We start from the raw sequence: 16,937 nt of genomic DNA on the forward strand, positions 1-16,937 counted from the left end.
GTGCAGGTTATGGGAGTTCTGAACGTCACTGACGACTCGTTCTCCGATGGCTGCCGCTATCTCGATACCGGTAACGCGGTGGCGCACGGACTGGCGCTCGCCGCGGACGGCGCGGACATAGTCGACGTAGGCGGGGAGTCGACCCGGCCCGGTGCCACGCGCATCGATTCCCGCGTCGAGACTTCCCGGGTGATTCCCGTCGTCAAAGAGCTTGTGGCGGAAGGGATCACGGTAAGCATCGACACCATGCACGCCGAGGTCGCGCAAGCGGCGTTGCAGAACGGCGCGCGGATCGTCAACGACGTGTCGGGCGGGCGGGCCGATCCCGCGATGGCGCCGTTGCTCGCCGACGCCGGCGTGCCCTGGGTGCTGATGCATTGGCGCTCGGTGTCGGCCGACCGCCCGCACGCGGCCCCGCACTACGACGACGTGGTGGCCGAAGTGCGCGCCGAGCTGTTGGCCAGTGTGGACGCCGCCGTCGCGGCGGGCGTCGATCCCGCCAAGCTGGTGATCGACCCGGGTCTCGGGTTCGCCAAGACGGGGCAACACAATTGGGCGCTGCTGCGCGCGCTGCCGCAATTCGTCGCCACCGGAATCCCGGTGCTCCTGGGCGCGTCGCGCAAACGGTTCCTCGGTACGTTGTTGGCCGGGCCGGATGGCTCGCCGCGTCCGCCCGACGGCCGCGAGACGGCGACGGCGGTGATCTCCGCGCTGGCGGCGCTGCACGGGGCATGGGGTGTCCGCGTGCACGACGTGCGGGCGACGGCCGACGCCCTCAAGGTGGTGGAGGCGTGGGCGCAAACCGAAACGCAGCAGACCGAGCTGGCTGGAGACGATGGCTGATCGAATCGAATTGCGGGGGTTGACGATTCGTGGGCGACACGGAGTTTTCGAACACGAGCGCGCCGACGGGCAGGACTTCGTCGTGGATATGACGGTGTGGATCGACCTTGCCTGGGCCGCTGAAAGCGACGAACTGGCCGACACCTACGACTACGGCGACCTGGCCCAGCTCGCGGCCGACATCGTGGCCGGGCCGCCGCGCAACCTGATCGAAACGGTGGGCGGCGAGATCGCCGACCGGGTGATGCAAGACGAGCGGGTCCACGCGGTAGAGGTGGTGGTGCACAAGCCGCGGGCACCCATTCCGCAGCAGTTCGCCGACGTCGCGGTGGTGGTGCGGCGGTCGCGCCGCGGCGGCCGCGGTTCGGTGGTCCCGGCGGAGCGGCGCATATGACATGGGTGGTGCTGTCCGTCGGATCCAACCTGGGGGACCGCCTCGCGCGGTTGCAGTCGGTCGTCGACGGGCTGGGCGAGAAGGTGCTTGCGGTGTCCCCGGTATACGAGACCGACCCGTGGGGCCGGGTCGATCAGGCGCCGTTTCTCAACGCGGTGCTGATCGCCAACGACCCGGCGTGCGACGCGCAGGGCTGGCTGCGGCGGGCCCAGGAGTTCGAGCGCGCGGCCGGGCGGGTCCGCGGTGAGCGCTGGGGCCCGCGCGCCCTCGACGTCGACCTGATCGCCTGCTACGACGAGGCGGAGGTGACCTCCCGCGAGAACAATCTGACGCTGCCGCACCCGCTGGCCCACCTGCGGGCTTTCGTCATGATCCCGTGGCTGGCCATCGACCCCGACGCCCAGCTGACCGTCGCCGAGGGTCCGCGGCCCGTCGCGAGCCTGCTGGCCGAGCTGGACCCGGCCGACCGGGAAAGCGTCCGGCCGACCAGCCTCACACTCGACCGGGCGGGCAGGCCGCCGGCCGACCCGGAACCGGAAACCTGATGGGACCGACCAGAAAACGTGACCTGACGGCCGCGGTGGTCGGCGCTGCGGTGGTGGGTTATCTGCTGGTGAACGCCCTCTACCGGTGGTTCCCACCGATCACGGTGTGGACGGGCCTGTCGTTGCTCGCGGTGGCCGTCGCCGAGGCGCTGTGGGCGCGTCACGTGCGGGCCAAGATCAACGACGGCGAGATCGGCGTCGGCCCCGGCTGGCTGCACCCGCTGGCCGTGGCGCGTGGCCTGATGGTCGCCAAGGCGTCGGCCTGGGTGGGCGCGCTGACGCTGGGTTGGTGGGTAGGGGTGCTGGTGTACTTCCTGCCGCGGCGATCCTGGCTGCGGGCGGCCGCCGAGGACACGACCGGCGCCGTGGTCGCGGCCGTCAGCGCACTGGCGCTACTCGTCGCCGCGCTGTGGCTGCAGCATTGCTGCAAGTCGCCCCCGGATCAACCCGAGCACGGCGAGGGGGCGGAAAACTAACCCGCTGCTCACGCCCCCGCAACCCGCGTGAGAATCGCCGGAGTAGGGCGACACGCGGATTGACCTCGCGCAGGTACAGTCAGGCCATGACCGTTCTGTCCCGCGGCGCCCGGGTTCGGCGCGGCGGCCGCAGGCCGGGGTGGGTGCTCTTGACCGCGTTGCTGGTCCTTGCGATAGGGGCCAGCTCCGCGCTGGTTTTCACCAATCGGGTGGAACTCCTCAAGCTCGCTGTAATCCTGGCGCTGTGGGCCGCAGTCGCCGGTGCCTTCGTGTCGGTGCTGTACCGCCGCCAGAGTGACGCGGACCAGTCCCGCGTCCGCGACCTGAAGCTGGTGTACGACCTGCAGCTCGACCGGGAGATCTCGGCCCGGCGCGAGTACGAGCTGACCGTGGAGTCCCAGCTACGCCGCGAGCTGGCCTCCGAGCTGCGCGCCCAGGCCGCCGACGACCTGGCCGAACTGCGCGCGGAGCTGAGCGCGCTGCGCACCAGCCTGGAGATCCTGTTCGACACCGATCTCGCCCAGCGGCCGGCCCTGGAGAAGCCGGAGACCGAGGCGGCGCCCGAGCGCGCGTACAGCGAGTGGGACCGCAACGGCGAGACCCCGCGCGACGCGCCTTACGACTGGGTGGCCAGCGACCGGGTCACGTCCGTCCCCCAGGACAACGCGACCGGCCGCGCCGACGAAACGGCGATCATCGACGTCCCCGAGGAACCGCTGTTGCCGCCCCGGCAGCCCCAGACCCAGCCTCAGCCCCGCCGGGAGCGGCCCCATTACCAGTACGAAGCGCCGCAGGAGCCGCCGCCGCCCTCCCAGCCAGAGCCGGCGTACAGCGTCGCGCCGCCGCAACCGGAACCGAGATTCGAACCGCGCCAGCCCCACCGCGGCTTGCCCCGCCGCCGTTGCCGGAACACGCACCCCGGCACGGCGGTCCCGAACCCGAAGGCAGGGACAGCCTGGGCGAGGCCGCCCAGACCGGCGGCCAGTCGGTCGCCGACCTGTTGGCGCGGCTGCAGGTCCAGCCGTCGGAGGGCGGCCGCCGTCGTCGCCGCGACGCCTGAGCTGGGAGCTTCCTCACATTGGGTGCCGCAGGGTAATCGACTACAGTTTTAGTGACCGAACGGTACCCACGGGGTGGGACCGGAACGAACGAAGAAATCTGTGAGGTCGTCTGCGATGGTGCAGTTCGACGGTTTGCGCCCGGCCAGGCTCAAGGTGGGGATCATCTCGGCCGGCCGGGTGGGCACCGCGCTCGGTGTCGCGCTGGAGCGCGCCGACCACGTCGTCGTGGCGTGCAGCGCCATCTCCCACACGTCCCGGCAGCGGGCGCAGCGTTGGCTGCCCGATACCCCGGTGATGCCCCCACCAGACGTCGCCGCCGGCGCCGAGCTGCTGCTGCTGGCCGTGCCCGACAGCGAACTCGCGGGCCTGGTGTCCGGGTTGGCCGCGACGTCCTCCGTGCGGCCGGGGACGATCGTCGCCCACACCTCCGGCGCCAACGGCGTCGGGATCCTCGCGCCGCTGACCCAGGACGGTTGCATACCGCTGGCGATCCACCCGGCGATGACGTTCACCGGGTCCGACGAGGACATCAGCAGGCTGCCCGACACCTGCTTCGGCATCACCGCGGCCGACGACGTGGGGTATGCGATCGGGCAGTCGCTCGTCCTGGAAATGGGTGGCGAACCGTTCTGCGTGCGCGAGGAAGCGCGGGTGCTCTACCACGCCGCCCTGGCGCACACCGGCAACCACCTGGTGACGGTGGTCGCCGACGCGCTCGAGGCGTTGCGGTCCGCGTTGCGCGGCAGCGAACTGCTCGGGCAGCAATCCGTTGACGACCAGCCCGGCGGCATCGCCGAACGCATCGTCGGTCCGCTGGCCCGGGCGGCGCTGGAGAACACCCTGCAACGCGGGCAGGCCGCGCTGACCGGCCCGGTCGCGCGCGGCGACGCCGCCGCGGTTGCGGGGCACCTCGCCGCGCTGAACGAGGTCGACTCGGAACTGGCGCAGGCCTATCGGGTGAACGCCCTGCGGACCGCCCGGCGCGCCCACGCGCCCGCCGATGTCGTCGAGGTGCTGGCGGGATGAGACCGGGCAATCCGCCCGCCTTCAAGGCCGGCGAACTCAACGTCTACTCGCGCCCGCGCGACGTCAGCGACGTCAGCGACGTCAGCCGGGCGCTGCGCCACACCGGCCGCCGGGTGATGCTGGTGCCGACCATGGGCGCGCTGCACGAGGGTCACCTCACCCTGGTCCGCGCCGCCAAGCGGGTGCCCGGCGCGGTGGTGGCGGTGTCGATCTTCGTCAACCCGCTTCAGTTCGGCGCCGGGGAAGACCTCGACGCCTATCCGCGGACCCTGGACGACGACCTGGAGCTGCTTCGCGGCGAGGGCGTCGAAATCGTCTTCGCGCCGACGGCGGCCGCGATGTATCCCGACGGCCTTCGCACCACCGTGCAGCCCGGCCCGCTGGCCGCCGACCTCGAGGGCGGCCCGCGACCGACCCACTTCGCCGGCGTGCTGACCGTGGTGTGCAAGCTGCTGCAGATCGTGCGCCCCGACCGAGTGTTCTTCGGCGAGAAGGACTATCAGCAACTGGTGCTGATCCGGCAGATGGTCGCCGACCTCAACATCGACGTCGTCGTGGTCGGCGTGCCCACGGTCCGCGAGGCCGACGGGCTGGCCATGTCGTCGCGCAACCGTTATCTCGATCCGGTGCAGCGCGAGGCCGCCGTGGCGGTGTCGGCGGCGCTGACCGCGGCCGCGCACGCCGCCGATGCCGGGCCCCGGGCCGCGCTGGACGCGGCGCGCGCGGTGCTCGACGCGGTGCCCGAGCTCACGGTCGACTACCTCGAGTTGCGGGCCCCGGACCTGGGCCCGTTGGGCGCCGGCAGGACCGGCCGGCTGCTTGTCGCCGTCCGGTTGGGCAGCACCAGGCTGCTGGACAACATCGCGCTCGAGATCGAAACTTCGCCGGCACCCGTGGGGCCGGACGGATATCGGGACACCCGTGAATCATCTTGGAGGAATTGATGCTACGGACGATGCTCAAGTCGAAGATCCACCGCGCCACCGTCACGCAGGCTGACCTGCACTACGTCGGCTCGGTGACCATCGACGCGGACCTGATGGACGCGGCGGACCTGCTCGAGGGCGAACAGGTGACCATCGTCGACATCGACAACGGTGCCCGCCTGGTCACCTACGCGATCACCGGGGAACGCGGCAGCGGCGTGATCGGAATCAACGGCGCCGCGGCCCATCTGGTGCACCCCGGCGATCTGGTGATCCTCATCGCATACGGGACCATGGAAGAGGCCGAGGCCCGGGCCTACCGGCCGCGGATCGTCTTCGTCGACGCCGACAACAAGCCGATCGACCTGGGCGACGACCCGGCCTTCGTTCCCGCAGACGCCGCCGAGCTGTTGGATCCCCGAATCGTTGCGCGGTAACCGTGCTGCTGGCCATCGACGTCCGTAACACCCACACCGTCGTGGGGCTGATCTCCGGGTCCAAGGAGCACGCAAAGGTCGTGCAGCAGTGGCGGATCCGGACCGAGTCCGAGGTCACCGCCGACGAGCTGGCCCTGACCATCGACGGACTGATCGGCGACGACTCCGAGCGGCTCACCGGCGCCGCCGCGTTGTCCACCGTCCCGTCGGTGCTGCACGAGGTGCGGATCATGCTCGACCAGTACTGGCCGTCGGTGCCGCACGTGCTGATCGAGCCCGGCGTGCGCACCGGCATCCCGCTGCTGGTCGACAACCCGAAAGAAGTCGGCGCCGACCGAATCGTCAACTGCCTGGCCGCATTCCACCGGTTCCAGAGCGCCGCCATCGTCATCGACTTCGGATCCTCGATCTGCGTGGACGTGGTGTCGGCCAAGGGCGAATTCCTCGGCGGCGCGATCGCCCCGGGCGTGCAGGTGTCCTCGGACGCCGCCGCGGCCCGCTCCGCCGCGCTGCGCCGGGTCGAACTCTCCCGCCCCCGGTCGGTGGTGGGCAAGAACACGGTCGAATGCATGCAGTCCGGTGCGGTGTTCGGCTTCGCCGGGCTGGTCGACGGTCTGGTGGGGCGCATCCGCGAGGACGTCGAGGGCTTCGCCGGCGACGACGTGGCGGTGGTGGCGACGGGACACACGGCACCGTTGCTGCTGCCCGAGCTGCACACCGCCAGCCATTACGACCAGCATCTGACCCTGCACGGACTGCGGCTGGTATTCGAGCGCAACCGCGACGCCCAGCGCGGCCGGCTGAAGACCGCGCGCTGAATTTTCGCCGCCGAGATTGCCCCAGTGGTCGTGGCTGCGACCGGAACAACCACCATGACGGCAATCTCGGCGGGCCGCCAGTAAGAGCCGCCCCCGCGAGGTCATTTAAGCTGGCAGCTCGTGAGTGACGCCAGTGAGGATGCCGCAGTCGACCTGCCCGAGCAGTTCCGCATCCGCCGAGACAAGCGCGCTCGCTTGCTGGCGGAGGGCCGTGAGCCCTATCCGGTCGCCATCGAACGCACCCACACCCTGGCGCAGGTGCGCGCCGACCATCCCGACCTGCCGGTCGACACCGCGACCGCCGACGTCGTCGGCGTCGCCGGCCGGGTGATCTTCGCGCGCAACTCCGGGAAACTGTGCTTCGCGACCCTGCAGGAGGGCGACGGCACCAGCCTGCAGGTGATGCTCAGCCTCGACAAGGTGGGCCGCGAATCGCTGGACGCGTGGAAAGCCGACGTCGACCTCGGCGACATCGTCTACGTGCACGGCAACGTGATCAGCTCACGCCGCGGCGAATTGTCCGTCCTGGCTGATTCCTGGCAGATGGCGGCCAAGTCCTTGCGGCCGCTGCCGGTGGCCCACAAGGAGATGAGCGAAGAGGCGCGCGTGCGGCAGCGCTACGTCGACCTCATCGTCCGTCCCCAGGCCCGCACGGTCGCGCGGCAGAGAATCGCGCTGGTCCGCGCGATACGCAACGCGCTCGAACGGCGCGGGTTTCTCGAAGTCGAAACGCCGATGTTGCAGACGCTGGCGGGCGGCGCCGCGGCGCGGCCGTTCGTCACGCATTCCAATGCGCTCGACATCGATCTGTACCTGCGGATCGCCCCGGAACTGTTCCTCAAGCGCTGCGTCGTCGGTGGTTTCGACAAGGTCTTCGAAGTAAATCGAGTGTTCCGAAACGAAGGTGCGGATTCCACGCATTCCCCGGAATTCTCCATGCTGGAGACCTACCAGGCGTACGGAACCTATGACGATTCGGCGGTCGTCACCCGCGAGCTTATTCAGGAGGTTGCCGATGAGGCGATCGGAACCCGACAACTACCGCTGCCCGACGGCACTGTCTACGACATAGACGGAGAATGGGCGTCGATTCAAATGTACCCGTCGCTGTCGGCGGCACTCGGTGAAGAGATCACCCCCGAGACGCCGGCCGACCGCCTGTGGGCGATCGCGGACCGGCTCGGCGTGGAAATCCCCCGCGATCGCGGCTACGGGCACGGAAAGCTGGTCGAGGAACTCTGGGAGCACTCGGTGGGCAACACGCTCACCGCGCCCACCTTCGTGCGGGACTTTCCGGTTGAGACAACGCCTTTGACGCGTCAGCACCGCAGCATCCCGGGCGTGACCGAGAAGTGGGACCTCTACATCCGCGGGGTCGAACTGGCCACTGGGTACTCCGAATTGAACGACCCCGTGGTGCAGCGGGAGAGATTCGCCGCGCAAGCGCGCGCCGCGGCGGCCGGCGATGACGAAGCCATGGTGCTCGACGAAGACTTTCTCGCCGCCCTCGAGTATGCGATGCCGCCGTGCACCGGAACCGGAATGGGTATCGATCGGTTGTTGATGACTTTGACCGGCTTGTCAATTCGCGAGACAGTTTTGTTCCCGATTGTGCGGCCACACTCCGGTTGAAAAGTGCAACTGTGCGCCTTGCGGCCGGATTGAGTATGCTGCCTTGTTATGGCAGATTGATGACCCGGGGAGGCGCAGCCAATCTGCTCGGCAACTGCTCAGGACGAAATGCGAGGATAAGCTAATGGCGAAAAAAGTGACCGTCACCTTGGTCGATGATTTCGACGGTGCCGGCGCAGCCGACGAAACGGTCGAATTCGGGCTTGACGGGGTGACCTATGAGATTGACCTTTCGTCCAAGAATGCCGCGAAACTCCGCAACGACCTGAAGCAGTGGGTGGAAGCCGGCCGCCGGGTCGGCGGCCGGCGGCGTGGGCGTTCCGGCTCCGGGCGCGGCCGCGGCGCGATCGACCGCGAGCAGAGCGCGGCGATCCGCGAATGGGCCCGCCGCAACGGCCACAACGTGTCGACCCGGGGCCGCATCCCCGCCGACGTCATCGACGCGTTCCACGCGGCGACCTGACAAACGCCCGAAACCGGCGCCCGGGCTGCAAGCGGCCCTGGCGCCGGTTTGTCGTTTCGCTCGCGGCGAAAGGCCCGGCCGTGGGTTGAGGAAACGAATTGGCACCCGGCCACGTTGGTCGGGTTACGGCGCTGTAAGCACAGGGGAGATCGCCCGAAACGGGGCTGCGGGTCTTGAACGGCAAGGAACCGCAAGGTTATGCCCCCTGGCAGGCCGACCATTACAGTGGATGGCAGGTATGCGATTCCGGTCCCGACGGGACCGGTGGGCCACTAAGAGGCCAGTACCGATGGTGAGGGAGAGCAGGTAACCACCGATGTTTGAACGTTTTACCGACCGTGCCCGCAGGGTCGTCGTCCTGGCGCAAGAAGAGGCCCGGATGCTCAACCACAACTACATCGGCACCGAGCACATCCTGTTGGGCCTGATCCACGAGGGCGAGGGCGTCGCGGCCAAGTCACTCGAGTCGCTGGGCATCTCGCTCGAGGGCGTCCGCAGCCAGGTCGAGGAGATCATCGGCCAGGGTCAGCAGGCGCCGTCGGGCCACATCCCGTTCACGCCGCGCGCCAAGAAGGTTCTGGAGCTGAGCCTGCGCGAGGCGCTGCAGCTCGGCCACAACTACATCGGCACCGAGCACATCCTGCTCGGGCTCATCCGCGAGGGTGAGGGCGTGGCCGCCCAGGTGCTGGTGAAGCTGGGTGCCGAGCTGACCCGGGTGCGCCAGCAGGTCATCCAGCTCCTCTCCGGCTACCAGGGCAAGGAGGCCGCGGAGGCCGGGACCGGTGGCCGGGGCGGAGAGTCCGGCTCACCTTCCACGTCGTTGGTGCTCGACCAGTTCGGGCGCAACCTGACGGCCGCGGCGATGGAGGGCAAGCTCGATCCGGTCATCGGCCGCGAGAAGGAAATCGAGCGCGTCATGCAGGTGCTGAGCCGGCGCACCAAGAACAACCCGGTGCTGATCGGCGAGCCCGGCGTCGGCAAGACCGCCGTCGTCGAGGGCCTGGCGCAGGCCATCGTGCACGGCCAGGTGCCGGAGACGCTGAAGGACAAGCAGCTCTACACCCTAGACCTGGGTTCGTTGGTGGCCGGCTCGCGCTACCGCGGTGACTTCGAGGAGCGCCTGAAGAAGGTGCTCAAGGAGATCAACACCCGCGGCGACATCATCCTGTTCATCGACGAGCTGCACACGCTCGTCGGGGCGGGCGCCGCCGAGGGCGCGATCGACGCGGCGAGCATCCTCAAGCCGAAGCTGGCCCGCGGCGAGCTGCAGACCATCGGCGCCACCACGCTCGACGAGTACCGCAAGTACATCGAGAAGGACGCCGCCCTGGAGCGCCGCTTCCAGCCGGTGCAGGTGGGGGAGCCGACGGTGGAGCACACCATCGAGATCCTCAAGGGGCTGCGCGACCGCTACGAGGCGCACCACCGGGTGTCGATCTCCGACGCGGCGCTGGTGGCTGCCGCCACGCTGGCCGACCGCTACATCAACGACCGGTTCCTGCCGGACAAGGCGATCGACCTGATCGACGAGGCGGGTGCGAGGATGCGGATCCGCCGGATGACCGCGCCGCCAGACCTGCGTGAGTTCGACGAGAAGATCGCCGACGCGCGCCGGGAGAAGGAGTCCGCGATCGACGCGCAGGACTTCGAGAAGGCCGCCAGCCTGCGCGACCGGGAGAAGCAACTGGTGGCCCAGCGGGCCGAGCGCGAAAAGCAGTGGCGCTCCGGCGACCTCGACGTGGTCGCCGAGGTCGACGACGAGCAGATCGCCGAGGTGCTGGGCAACTGGACCGGTATCCCCGTGTTCAAGCTGACCGAGGCCGAGACCACCCGCCTGCTGCGGATGGAGGACGAGCTGCACAAGCGGATCATCGGCCAGGAGGACGCCGTCAAGGCCGTCTCCAAGGCGATCCGCCGCACCCGCGCCGGGTTGAAGGACCCCAAGCGCCCGTCGGGCTCGTTCATCTTCGCCGGCCCGTCCGGCGTCGGTAAGACCGAGCTGTCCAAGGCGCTGGCCAACTTCCTGTTCGGCGACGACGACGCGCTCATCCAGATCGACATGGGCGAGTTCCACGACCGGTTCACCGCGTCGCGGCTGTTCGGCGCCCCGCCGGGATACGTCGGCTACGAGGAGGGCGGCCAGCTGACCGAGAAGGTGCGGCGCAAGCCGTTCTCGGTGGTGCTGTTCGACGAGATCGAGAAGGCGCACCAGGAGATCTACAACAGCCTGTTGCAGGTCCTCGAGGACGGCCGGCTCACCGACGGCCAGGGGCGCACGGTGGACTTCAAGAACACCGTGCTGATCTTCACCTCGAACCTCGGTACGTCCGACATCTCCAAGCCGGTCGGCCTGGGCTTCACCCAGGGTGGCGGTGAGAACAACTACGAGCGGATGAAGCAGAAGGTCAACGACGAGCTGAAGAAGCACTTCCGCCCGGAGTTCCTCAACCGCATCGACGACATCATCGTCTTCCACCAGCTGACCAAGGACGAGATCATCAAGATGGTCGACCTGATGATCAGCCGGGTCGGCAACCAGCTCAAGACCAAGGACATGGCTCTGGAGCTGACCGACAAGGCCAAGGCGTTGCTGGCCAAGCGCGGCTTCGACCCGGTGCTGGGTGCCCGTCCGTTGCGGCGCACCATCCAGCGCGAGATCGAGGACCAGCTGTCGGAGAAGATCCTGTTCGAGGAGGTCGGGCCGGGACAGGTGGTCACGGTCGACGTGGACAACTGGGACGGCGAGAGCGGCGGCGAGGACGCGGTGTTCACCTTCACCGGGGCACGCAAGCCGCCGGCCGAGCCGGACCTGGCGAAGGCCGGGGCGCACGCCGCGCCCGAAACGCCGTAGGCACAATTCGAAACGGGCGGCGTGGCGATCGCGAGCGCGGCGGAGCCGGGCGAAGCGGATCGCCACCACCGGACTGGTCTCTGACGGGACCACCGCCCGTTTCGCTTGTCCGGCCGCCCGTGGTTTACTGACGTCTGCCCTGACGAGTAACGGAATCTGGTGAAATTCCAGAACGGTCGCGCCACTGTCCACAGTCAGACCCGAAACTCGTCGTAGCCAACGGGGACGCGCAATCCCCAGAAGGAGCCGACGGTGTCCAATCGCCAGCGAGTTGTCCGTGTCCGATCCGTTGACCTGTCGGCGGCCAGCGCCGCGCTCTGGTTGACCGCGACGGCGTTCCTGGCGCTGATGGCGCTGTACTTCGTCGGCGTCGAACAGGGCGCCGTGTCGCTGTTCGGCGGTGATTCGCACGTGCACGAGTTCCTGCACGACGCGCGCCATCTGCTCGGCTTCCCCTGCCACTGATCCCGTGGAGAAGCGTCTGATCGGGCGCGGCCTGCTGGCGGGCGCGATCGGTGCGGCGCTGGCTTTCGTCTTCGCCCGCCTGTGCGCCGAGCCGGTGATCGGTCGCGCGATCGCTTTCGAGGACGGCCGAGCCGACGCCGAGAACGCCCATGGCGTGCACGAGCACGGCGCCGAATTGTTCAGCCGTGGGGTGCAGTCCAACGCCGGGCTGGGTTTCGGTGTGCTGATCTTCGGTGTCGCGGTGGGCGCGCTGTTCGCGGTGCTGTTCTGCGTGGTCATGGGGCGCGCCAAAGATGTTGGGGTGCGGGCGCTTTCACTGTTGCTCGCGGCGGCGGCGTTCGTCGCGGTCTACCTGGTGCCGTTCGTGAAGTATCCGCCGAATCCACCGGCGGTGGGGCAAGCGGACACCGTCGGGACGCGCACCGGCTGGTACCTGGTGATGGTGCTGGCGTCGGTGGTGCTGGCCCTCGCCGCGGTGTGGCTGGGGCGGTTGCTGGCCAGCCGGTTCGGCGCGTGGCACGGGCGGCTGCTGGCAGCAGGCGCATACGTCGCGGCGGTCGCGGTGGTGATGCTGCTGCTTCCAAGCGTCGACGAGACACCCGAACCGCTGCTCGACGCATCCGGGACAATCGTCTATCCGGGCTTTCCGGCCGACGTCCTGTACCAGTTCAGGCTGCTGGCACTGGCCGCGCAGCTGGTGTTGTGGGTGACCATCGGTGTGGTGTTCGCGACGCTCGCCGGGCGGCTGCTCGGGGAGCGCACCGGGAGCGACCGGGCGGCGAGCATCGCGGCGTGACCCAGGTCGTCCGGCTGACACTGGTGGCGCACGCGATGACCGACGCCGTGGCGGCCGCCCGGTTTCCCGCCGACGAACCGCTCAACGACATGGGTCGTCGCCAGGCCGAGGCCACAGCCGCTCAATTCCGCTGCGGGGTGCGCCATTTCACCGCACCCGAGCGACGCGCCCGGCAAACGGCGGACTTGCTGGGATTGGACGCCACCGTGGATCCGCGGCTGGCCGACCTGAATTGCGGTCCCTGGCAGGGCAGGAGGCTGCGGGACGTGCCGCGCGGCGACCTGATGGTCTGGCTGACCGATCCGGCCCGCGCGCCGCACGGCGGCGAGTCGATCACCGAGCTGATCCAGCGGGTGGACCGATGGCTGAAATCGTTGACCGAAAACGTGGTGGCCACGGTCGCGGTGACGCACCCCGCGGTGATCCGGGCGGCGATCCTGCTGGCGCTCGACGCCCCCGCGAAATCGTTCTGGCGGATCGACATTGCGCCGGTCAGTCGCACCGACCTGCATTACCGCGGCGGCTGCTGGACGCTCCGTCGGTAGCCGCCATCAGCGGCGCGACCGATTTGCTATTCGGAAGCGCCGTCCACGATGCACATGCCGGTGATGATTTCCGGTCGGATCGCGATCATCGTGTCCATGGTCATGTTCACCCACGGGTGCAGAAGTTGTTCGTAGCGCGCGAGTTGTGGGGGGTCGGTGATCAGGGTCGCCCCCCCGGTAACCGCCACGGTCCAGCCCGCCCGCCGCTCGGGATCCAGGCTGTCGACTTCATAGGCCATCACCACACCGGCGTCGGCGCCCGATCGCACCACGGTGGAAACTTTGGCCGCCAGGCGGGTACGCACGATGATTCGCCCGTCGTCGACGAGATGGTTGACCAGGCGGATCGTGGGCAAGGCCTTGTCGTTGAACACCACCCGCCCATGGTCGACGCTGGCCAGCAGCCGCATCGCCTCGAATTCATCGAGTTGGATCACCTCGCGGCGCGGTGCCAGCGCTGCCGAGTCCCCGGTCACCGTGTGCCACCGCACGCGTCTGTGCGGTCGAGAACGTCGTGAGACGCAGCCACTTTCAGTTGCCGCCGATCGTGGCGCATCTGCACAGACAACCGCCCCACCTCTTTTCCGTTCGGACCTCGACTCTGGCAAGTTCTGCAGTCTCGTCGGGCGGCACACTCGTCGGAAGGGCCAAAAGTCCCAGCTGGCCTGTGGTGTGCGTCACAACGCGTCGGCACCGGGCGTCGGGCGCTGCTCCTGTTACCGTTATCGCGGCGCGATCAGCGCGAAGGCCTGCTTGGCGACCTGCAGCATCCACCCGGTCACGGTCGGCCCGTGGTCGCGCGGCCAGTTGAGCTGGAAGCTCACCACGTACGGCTGCTGCGTCTTGTCGACGGCGTACCAGCTGAAGGTCAGATCACCCGGCAGCCCACCGGCTTTCGCGCCGATGTATGGCCAGACGTTGCGGTCCAGCTGAATGCCCGACACCGCGGACAGGATCTGCTTGACCGGCGCGGCCCGGCCCACGGCGTCGGACTGCAGGGCCGTATGGACCCGGCAGATGTCCTCGGCGTTGCCGTACCACTCCGCGCCATACGACGACGCCGGGGTGTGGGCGCGCGTCGGATCCGGTTCGTAGGGGGTTTCATTCGCCTGCGCCAGCAGTCGGGCGCGCACTTGCGGAGACCCGTGCTGCCACTGCTCGCGCAGATCGGGCTTGCCCCAGCCCACCGAGAACAGTTCGTACATCGTGGGGAACGGCGTCATGCCGGCCGGGTCGTGGTGACCGGCGGTGGCGAGCGCTTCCTCGATGGCGTGCGTGCCCAGCCGTCCGATCAGCAGATCGGTCGCCATGTTGTCGCTCGTCGCGATCATCTTCTCGGCGGCCGCCCGACCCGAAACCGGCGCTCCGGCAGGCAAAGCCAAACCGGACGAGCCCCCCGCCCGGCTCTTGTCGGTGACGGTCAGCTGATCGTCCCAGGAGACGGTGCCGGCCTGGACGGCGCCCGCCACGGCGTGCAGCACGTACAACTTGAAAATCGATGCCAGGGGCAGAGATTCACCGGTGTTAGTGCCCGCGACCGGGTCGCAGTGCCCGTTGTCGACCTTGGCGACCTGGTAGGAGTAGCGGGCGCCGGTCTTGCTCAACACCGCGTCGATGTCATGCCACGAGTTGATCTTCGGCGCCTGCGTCTCGAGCTCGAACCGATCGACCCAGCCACCGTCGTCGGTGTGGATGCGGATGTCTTGGCGCGCACCGTAGGACGACGTCAGGTGCAGGGTCGCCACGCTGGCGCCAAGATCCACGCCGTCGAGGGCGAACGGACGGTCCCACCACAGTGCCTCCATGGTGGTCTCCACCGGCTTGACCATGTCCGGCGCAGCCAGGGTGCCGACGCCGACCGGGCCAATGGGCCAGTCCGAGTTGAGCATGTCCAGCGTCTGCTGGGCCCGAATGCCCGGTGGGGTGCGGACGTCGATCTGGCGGCCGGGATTGGCCGCGTTCGCCTGGGGGGAGTGAGAGGGCGCGCAACCGGGCGCGAACGTCACTGCCAAGGCGGCGGCGGCACTCAACGCCACCGCGCGGCGCCGGGCCGAGAACCCGCTAGCCAGCCTGCTTGCTGCCGGCAACGTCCATCACAACCTCGAATTCCAGCAGCGATGCCCCGGTCGCCACCGGGTTCGCCCGTTCACCGGCGTGGGCCGCGATGGCGGGTCCCTGCGCCCACGCCTGAAACGCCTCCTCGGACTCCCACTGCGTCACGACGAAGTAGCGGTTCTCGCCCTTGATCGGGCGGAGCAGCTGAAACCCGAGGAAGCCGGGCTGGTTGTCGACCGCGTGCGCCCGGTGTGCGAACCGCTTCTCCAGCTCGGGGCCGGCGTCGGCGGGTACCTCGATTGCGTTGATCTTCACCACTGGCGACATGCCGCTAGGCTACCCTCTCGCCCCGCCTGTCCGACCGCAGGGCGGCGCACGCAGGATGGTGACATGCCCGATGATCTGCTGTCTTGCCGCGGGGGGCAAGGCGAGCCGTTGGTGCTGGTGCATGGCCTGATGGGGCGCGGCACCACGTGGTCACGGCAATTGCCGTGGCTGACCCGACTGGGTGCGGTGTACACCTACGACGCCTTGTGGCATCGGGGTCGTGACGTCGACGACCCGCACCCGATCAGCACCGAACGGTTCGTCGCCGACCTGGCCGACGCCGTGCGCACGCTGCAGGCGCCGGTCAGGCTTCTCGGCCATTCGATGGGCGCCCTGCACTCGTGGTGTCTGGCCGCGCAGCATCCCGAACTGGTGTCCGCGCTGGTCCTCGAGGACATGGCCCCGGACTTTCGCGGGCGCACCACCGGTCCGTGGGAGCCGTGGCTGCACGCCCTTCCGGTCGAGTTCGACTCCGCGGAGCGGGTGATCGAGGAGTTCGGGCCCGTCGCGGGGCGGTACTTCCTGGAGGCCTTCGACCGGACCGCCACCGGGTGGCGCCTGCACGGTCACCCCGCCCGGTGGATCGAGATCGCCGCCGAATGGGGCACCCGCGACTTCTGGGAGCAGTGGCGGGCGGTGCGCGCCCCGGCGCTGCTCATCGAGGCGGGCAATTCGGTCACACCGGCGGGGCAGATGCGCGACATGGCCGAAACCCAGCCCGCCGCAAAGTATTTGCATGTCGAAGACGCCGGTCACCTGATCCACGACGAAGCGCCGCGGGCGTACCGCGAGGCGGTCGAGTCTTTCTTGACGACGTTGCCCGCGCGCGACTGAACACCGGCGATCCAGCTCGCTCGACGTGAACGCCGCAGCACAATATGATAAATTCTTCAATCGTTCAAACGTAGGAAGTTCGTAGTCTTCAGGAGCAGGATCGTGACGGAGCCGCTGTACAAGCTCAAGGCGGAGTTCTTCAAGACCCTGGGGCATCCAGCGCGGGTCCGGATACTGGAGCTGCTGGTGACGGGCGACAAGTCGGTCGCCGAATTACTGCCGGAGGTCGGGCTCGAAGCCTCGAACCTGTCCCAGCAGCTCGGCGTCATGCGCCGGGCCGGTGTGGTCGACGCGCTGCGCGACGGCAACACGATGATCTATTCGATCGCCTCACCGGACATCGCCGAACTGTTGATGGTGGCGCGCAAGGTTCTCACCGGCGTGCTCAGCGACCGTGTGGCGATGCTGGAGGACCTGCGGTCCGGCGGTGCGGAGTAGCGCGC

At 68.8% G+C, this 16,937-nt stretch carries 19 protein-coding genes and 1 pseudogene; 17 read left to right on the forward strand and 3 right to left on the reverse strand.

The genetic code is table 11. From position 1 onward, the window contains the following. Positions 1–9 precede the first annotated feature (9 nt). From folP to C1737_RS21825, 15 genes and pseudogenes are all read left to right on the forward strand, one after another. Positions 10–843 carry a dihydropteroate synthase gene (gene folP / locus C1737_RS21755; RefSeq protein ID WP_102419432.1) on the forward strand — a complete coding sequence of 278 codons (834 nt, stop codon included), beginning with the start codon at positions 10–12 and terminating at the stop codon, positions 841–843. After that, positions 836–1,237, forward strand: coding sequence for a dihydroneopterin aldolase (gene folB / locus C1737_RS21760; RefSeq protein ID WP_102419433.1), 402 nt, complete (start codon positions 836–838; stop codon positions 1,235–1,237). Before folP ends, folB begins: the two co-directional genes overlap by 8 nt. Beyond that, positions 1,234–1,782 carry a 2-amino-4-hydroxy-6-hydroxymethyldihydropteridine diphosphokinase gene (gene folK, locus C1737_RS21765; RefSeq protein WP_102419434.1) on the forward strand — a complete coding sequence of 183 codons (549 nt, stop codon included), beginning with the start codon at positions 1,234–1,236 and terminating at the stop codon, positions 1,780–1,782. Before folB ends, folK begins: the two co-directional genes overlap by 4 nt. Further along, on the forward strand, positions 1,782–2,258 hold the full coding sequence (locus C1737_RS21770; protein ID WP_102419435.1) for a DUF3180 domain-containing protein: 477 nt from the start codon (positions 1,782–1,784) through the stop codon (positions 2,256–2,258). The genes folK and C1737_RS21770 overlap by 1 nt, the downstream gene beginning before the upstream one ends. An 86-nt stretch (positions 2,259–2,344) precedes the next feature. Beyond that, positions 2,345–3,318: pseudogene (locus C1737_RS21775) on the forward strand (DUF6779 domain-containing protein). 115 nt (positions 3,319–3,433) lie between these two features. Continuing rightward, complete coding sequence (locus tag C1737_RS21780) at positions 3,434–4,345, forward strand: Rossmann-like and DUF2520 domain-containing protein (RefSeq protein WP_102419436.1); 912 nt, start codon at positions 3,434–3,436, stop codon at positions 4,343–4,345. Further along, a complete protein-coding gene (gene panC, locus C1737_RS21785; RefSeq protein ID WP_102419437.1) occupies positions 4,342–5,289 on the forward strand; it encodes a pantoate--beta-alanine ligase in 948 nt (315 codons plus the stop codon). Before C1737_RS21780 ends, panC begins: the two co-directional genes overlap by 4 nt. Continuing rightward, the gene (panD, locus tag C1737_RS21790; RefSeq protein ID WP_067925023.1) at positions 5,289–5,708 is read left to right on the forward strand and encodes an aspartate 1-decarboxylase; all 420 of its coding nucleotides are present in this window, start codon (positions 5,289–5,291) and stop codon (positions 5,706–5,708) included. Before panC ends, panD begins: the two co-directional genes overlap by 1 nt. Before the next feature lie 2 nt (positions 5,709–5,710). Then, entirely contained in the window at positions 5,711–6,526 is an 816-nt protein-coding gene (locus C1737_RS21795; protein WP_068096099.1) for a type III pantothenate kinase, read from the forward strand. Positions 6,527–6,646: 120 nt separating this feature from the next. Then, a complete protein-coding gene (gene lysS / locus C1737_RS21800) occupies positions 6,647–8,158 on the forward strand; it encodes a lysine--tRNA ligase (RefSeq protein WP_102419438.1) in 1,512 nt (503 codons plus the stop codon). A gap of 124 nt (positions 8,159–8,282) precedes the next feature. Next, positions 8,283–8,621, forward strand: coding sequence for a histone-like nucleoid-structuring protein Lsr2 (lsr2, locus tag C1737_RS21805; RefSeq protein ID WP_003875617.1), 339 nt, complete (start codon positions 8,283–8,285; stop codon positions 8,619–8,621). Positions 8,622–8,937: 316 nt separating this feature from the next. Beyond that, positions 8,938–11,472 carry an ATP-dependent protease ATP-binding subunit ClpC gene (gene clpC1, locus C1737_RS21810; RefSeq protein ID WP_102419439.1) on the forward strand — a complete coding sequence of 845 codons (2,535 nt, stop codon included), beginning with the start codon at positions 8,938–8,940 and terminating at the stop codon, positions 11,470–11,472. 252 nt (positions 11,473–11,724) lie between these two features. Beyond that, entirely contained in the window at positions 11,725–11,937 is a 213-nt protein-coding gene (locus C1737_RS21815; RefSeq protein WP_068096103.1) for a CbtB-domain containing protein, read from the forward strand. A 4-nt stretch (positions 11,938–11,941) separates the two neighbouring features. Continuing rightward, positions 11,942–12,733, forward strand: a complete 792-nt coding sequence (locus tag C1737_RS21820) for a CbtA family protein (RefSeq protein ID WP_102419440.1) — start codon at positions 11,942–11,944, stop codon at positions 12,731–12,733. After that, entirely contained in the window at positions 12,730–13,278 is a 549-nt protein-coding gene (locus C1737_RS21825; RefSeq protein ID WP_102419441.1) for a histidine phosphatase family protein, read from the forward strand. The genes C1737_RS21820 and C1737_RS21825 overlap by 4 nt, the downstream gene beginning before the upstream one ends. A 26-nt stretch (positions 13,279–13,304) precedes the next feature. Here C1737_RS21825 and C1737_RS21830 read toward each other — a convergent pair whose 3' ends face one another. The 3 genes from C1737_RS21830 to mhuD form a co-directional block, all read right to left on the reverse strand. Beyond that, positions 13,305–13,754, reverse strand: coding sequence for a pyridoxamine 5'-phosphate oxidase family protein (locus tag C1737_RS21830; protein WP_369807546.1), 450 nt, complete (start codon positions 13,752–13,754; stop codon positions 13,305–13,307). Between the two features lie 246 nt (positions 13,755–14,000). Then, complete coding sequence (locus tag C1737_RS21835) at positions 14,001–15,365, reverse strand: serine hydrolase (RefSeq protein ID WP_102419442.1); 1,365 nt, start codon at positions 15,363–15,365, stop codon at positions 14,001–14,003. Beyond that, complete coding sequence (mhuD, locus tag C1737_RS21840) at positions 15,340–15,660, reverse strand: mycobilin-forming heme oxygenase MhuD (RefSeq protein ID WP_067923032.1); 321 nt, start codon at positions 15,658–15,660, stop codon at positions 15,340–15,342. The genes C1737_RS21835 and mhuD overlap by 26 nt, the downstream gene beginning before the upstream one ends. A gap of 63 nt (positions 15,661–15,723) precedes the next feature. Here mhuD and C1737_RS21845 point away from each other — a divergent pair, with 63 nt between their 5' ends. Then, positions 15,724–16,494, forward strand: a complete 771-nt coding sequence (locus C1737_RS21845; RefSeq protein WP_068096110.1) for an alpha/beta fold hydrolase — start codon at positions 15,724–15,726, stop codon at positions 16,492–16,494. 99 nt (positions 16,495–16,593) lie between these two features. Then, entirely contained in the window at positions 16,594–16,932 is a 339-nt protein-coding gene (locus C1737_RS21850; RefSeq protein ID WP_102419443.1) for a helix-turn-helix transcriptional regulator, read from the forward strand. Positions 16,933–16,937: the final 5 nt, after the last annotated feature.

The organism is Mycobacterium sp. 4858 (assembly GCF_900240975.1).
In the GTDB taxonomy this organism is placed as follows: domain Bacteria; phylum Actinomycetota; class Actinomycetes; order Mycobacteriales; family Mycobacteriaceae; genus Mycobacterium.

Excerpts from the sequence above, each read along its gene's own strand:
- C1737_RS21770 (WP_102419435.1), top strand. The coding sequence starts at position 1,782 with ATGGGACCGACCAGAAAACGTGACCTGACGGCCGCGGTGGTCGGCGCT.
- mhuD (WP_067923032.1), bottom strand. The coding sequence starts at position 15,660 with ATGTCGCCAGTGGTGAAGATCAACGCAATCGAGGTACCCGCCGACGCC.
- panD (WP_067925023.1), top strand. The coding sequence starts at position 5,289 with ATGCTACGGACGATGCTCAAGTCGAAGATCCACCGCGCCACCGTCACG.
- folB (WP_102419433.1), top strand. The coding sequence starts at position 836 with ATGGCTGATCGAATCGAATTGCGGGGGTTGACGATTCGTGGGCGACAC.
- folK (WP_102419434.1), top strand. The coding sequence starts at position 1,234 with ATGACATGGGTGGTGCTGTCCGTCGGATCCAACCTGGGGGACCGCCTC.
- C1737_RS21780 (WP_102419436.1), top strand. The coding sequence starts at position 3,434 with ATGGTGCAGTTCGACGGTTTGCGCCCGGCCAGGCTCAAGGTGGGGATC.
- C1737_RS21845 (WP_068096110.1), top strand. The coding sequence starts at position 15,724 with ATGCCCGATGATCTGCTGTCTTGCCGCGGGGGGCAAGGCGAGCCGTTG.
- clpC1 (WP_102419439.1), top strand. The coding sequence starts at position 8,938 with ATGTTTGAACGTTTTACCGACCGTGCCCGCAGGGTCGTCGTCCTGGCG.
- lsr2 (WP_003875617.1), top strand. The coding sequence starts at position 8,283 with ATGGCGAAAAAAGTGACCGTCACCTTGGTCGATGATTTCGACGGTGCC.
- panC (WP_102419437.1), top strand. The coding sequence starts at position 4,342 with ATGAGACCGGGCAATCCGCCCGCCTTCAAGGCCGGCGAACTCAACGTC.
- folP (WP_102419432.1), top strand. The coding sequence starts at position 10 with ATGGGAGTTCTGAACGTCACTGACGACTCGTTCTCCGATGGCTGCCGC.